This is a genomic window from Halomicronema sp. CCY15110, from assembly GCF_016888165.1.
Taxonomy (GTDB): Bacteria; Cyanobacteriota; Cyanobacteriia; order Phormidesmidales; family Phormidesmidaceae; genus Halomicronema.
This window is the reverse complement of the sequence record NZ_JACSWC010000405.1, coordinates 1-3402: the sequence shown is the minus strand read 5'-3', so window position 1 is coordinate 3402 and position 3402 is coordinate 1. Positions and strand designations below refer to the sequence as shown.

General features: G+C 60.5%; 3 protein-coding genes. 2 read left to right on the top strand and 1 reads right to left on the bottom strand.

Annotated features, from left to right (window positions below):
- Positions 1 to 130: 130 nt before the first annotated feature.
- Positions 131 to 1006, bottom strand: coding sequence for a peptidylprolyl isomerase (locus tag JUK32_RS21010; protein WP_204140830.1), 876 nt, complete (start codon positions 1004 to 1006; stop codon positions 131 to 133).
- A 51-nt stretch (positions 1007 to 1057) separates the two neighbouring features.
- Here JUK32_RS21010 and JUK32_RS28110 point away from each other — a divergent pair, with 51 nt between their 5' ends.
- Positions 1058 to 1183, top strand: a complete 126-nt coding sequence (locus JUK32_RS28110) for a hypothetical protein (protein WP_255538327.1) — start codon at positions 1058 to 1060, stop codon at positions 1181 to 1183.
- Positions 1184 to 1235: 52 nt separating this feature from the next.
- Positions 1236 to 3402 (top strand): toll/interleukin-1 receptor domain-containing protein (locus JUK32_RS21005; protein WP_204140829.1); only part of this gene is annotated, 2167 nt, incomplete at its 3' end.

Here is a 3402-nt window from a genome sequence, read left to right as displayed (position 1 = left end):
GTACCCGTTCAATCCGGTTTCGACTTCGCTCAACCTACCAGCATCGAGAGTTGAGCGGAGTCGAAACTCGGTTCATGGGGAGCTTGTTTGCGCGCCAGTCCCCTAGCTGGTCAGCGTTGCTGACAGGGCGCTATTGCCAGGGATCGTCCGGCGCATTCGGCGATGAAGAATCAGTCATGTCTGCATCTGGGGGCGTTGCTGGGGCGATATCGTCCCGGTTGAGGGGAATCGACGCCGCCAGCTCGGGGGTCGGGGGCTCGGCGGCAACGGTAATCGTCTCCGCCGTGGGAATGGTCACGGGCGACTTTTGCAATTGCTCCCGCATCCAGGTCTGAAAGAGTTCTTCGAGCAGGCGGTCTTTGGTGGGCTCATCGAGCTGCGCCGGAAAAAACTTCTCCAGGCGCACCACCACGTACCATTCGCCAATGCGCTTAGGCGGCCAGATTTGTCCCGGCTTGCTCACTGAGAGCAGCCCCGCCAGCGCGGGATTGGGCACACTCAACTCCACTGGCCCAATCAAGCCGCCGGTTTTGGCTTCTTGGCCTTCGGAATAGTCTTTGGCGAGGTCGGCAAACGGTTGGCCGTCGTCATGGATGCGAAAGTAAAGTTCCTGCGCGAGGCCCAGTTGACTGGTGCGAATCAGGGAATACAGCACGCGGTCTAAACGACTTTTGCGCTGGAGAAAGTAGGATTCCAGGTCTTTGCCAAATTGTTGGGTTTTGAACTTGGCTAACTGTTGGTCGCGGATTGCCGTGGTGCGCACCAGGTCGGGGGTGCCGTATTGCTGTTTGGCCCAGGCATTGGCTTCTTCGGGATTGCTGATTTGGTTGCGCTGACAAAAGGCGGCTTCGGCGACTTTGATTTCGTCTTCGGTGAGGTCGATGCCCACGATCGCATCGTCGATAATGACTTCTTGAATGACTCGCGACAGCAGGTTGGTTTTGCTGAGTAGCGGCACCAATTCATCCGACTGCAACACGCGATCGCCAATCTTGAGCAGATCCATAGGGTCACCCGACCAAAATACACTCCAGTTTGCCCATAACCCTAACTCAAGTTGCGGGTTCGTCAGCGCGATCGCGCCCCTGGTTGCCAAAATTTACGCTGGCGCGGGCGGGCGGGCCATCGTGCCGGAGTCGCAGTCTGGGGCTACGATAATGGCAGCTTGGCCGGAGCGGGGTAAAAAAGGCGGCTCGCTGGTTAGAACCTGTCGTTGCGCAATTATTGCGATCGCTGTGAACGATTTTTTTGTTAGCTACAACCGCGCCGACCAGACCTGGGCCGAGTGGATTGCCTGGGTGCTGGAAGCACAGGGCTACACCGCCGTCATTGATGTGTGGGACTTTCGGCCTGGGAGTAACTTTGCGCTAGAGATGCAAAAGGCCACGGCTGGCTCCCAAGTCACGGTCATGGTGCTGTCGAACAACTATCTGCAAGGGCTATATACGCAGCCGGAGTGGGGGGCGGCCTTTGCCCAAGACCCGACGGGGGCAGAGCGGCGGCTGTTGCCGATTCGGGTGGGGGAGTGCCAGCCGACGGGGTTGTTGGCACCGCAAATCTATGTGGATCTGGTGGGGAAAGGTGAAGCCGAGGCCGAACGGTTGCTGCTGAATGCCTTGAAGGAACGCGGTAAACCCGATATCCGCCCAAGCTTTCCTGATAGCACGCCCCCGACTGAGCGAGTCACCCCGCAGCAGATAGCCTTTCCTGGCAAAAGCTCATGTCCTAACAACCTGCCGCGCAGTGGGGCGGTGGCGTTTGTCGGGCGCGACGAAGATTTAGCGAACCTGCACGATCAGCTGCAGCAGGCCGATCGCCTCGCCATTACGGCGATTCGGGGCATGGGGGGCATTGGCAAAACCGAACTGGCGCTGCAATATGCCCGCCACCACCGCGACCAAGCCACCTACCCCGGCGGCATTTGCTGGCTAGCGGCCAAAGAGCAAAACATCGGCACCGAAATCGTCAACTTTGCCACCGATCAGTTGGGCTTGACGGTGCCCACCGATATCGATTTGGCCCGTCAGGCGCAATTTTGTTGGCGGCACTGGCCTGGGGCTGGCGACGTGTTGGTGGTGATTGACGACGTTAGCGGGCGAGACGACATCGCTGCTTACCAGGCGATTCAGCCCTATTTGCCGCCCGATCACGGTCGCTTTTGGGTGCTGCTGACCACCCGATTGCAACTGGGGGCGTCGATTCGGTCGTTTGAGATTGCAGTGCTGAGCGAAGCGGCCTCGCTGGCGCTGCTGGCGTCACTGATCGGCGCGGAGCGGCTGGAGGCCGAACGCGATACCGCCCAAGCGCTGTGCGAATGGCTGGGCTATTTGCCCCTGGGGTTGGAGTTGGTGGGGCGCTTTTTGCAGCGGAAGCCGACCTGGACGCTGGCCCAACTGCAAGCCCAGCTAGAGGCCAAACGCCTAGAGGCGCGCGCCCTGGGCCAAGCCCGCCCCGACATGACCGCCGACCACGAGAGCGTCGCCGCCGCCTTTGAACTCAGTTGGCAAGACCTGGACGCGCCCGTGCAAGCCCTGGCCTATCGCCTTAGCCTGTTTGCCCTGGCCCCCATTCCCTGGGGGTGGCTGACAGAGTGGCATGACGACACTGACCCCGACGACCTGGAAGACTGGCGCGATGACGGACTAATTAACCGCAGCCTGCTGAATTGGGTTGATGCCGACACCGTGCAACTGCATCAGCTGATTCGTGAGTTCTTTCGTCTCAAGCTGGCAGACTGGGCCGAGGCCGAGGGGCTGAAGCGAGATTATTGCCAACAACTGGTGCAAATTGCCCAGCAAATACCCCAAACCCCCACCCGCGAGCAGATTTTGGCCCTGACGCCCGCCATGCCCCACCTGGCCGAAGCCGCCACTACCTGGCAACCGTGGCTCGCCGATGAGAACGAAGCCTTGCTCTGGCCCTTTGTGGGACTAGCCCGATTTTATGAGGGTCAAGGCGATTACGGTCAGGCAGAACCCTGGTGGCAAGAGTGCTTGACCGTGACCCGTAGCCGCTTTGGCGATCGCCATCCCGCTGTCGCCACCAGCCTCAACAATCTCGCACTTCTGTATCAATCCCAGGGCCGTTACGAGGCCGCCGAACCGCTGTATCAAGACGCCCTGGCGATGCGGCAAACCCTGTTGGGCGATCGCCATCCCGCTGTCGCCACCAGCCTCAACAATCTCGCCGAACTGTATCGATCCCAGGGCCGTTACGAGGCCGCCGAACCGCTGTATCAAGACGCCCTGGCGATGCGGCAAGCCCTGTTGGGCGATCGCCATCCCGATGTCGCCACCAGCCTCAACAATCTCGCGGGGCTGTACGAATCCCAGGGCCGTTACGAGGCCGCCGAACCGCTGTATCAAGAAGCGCTGGCGATGCGGCAAGCGCTGTTGGGCGATC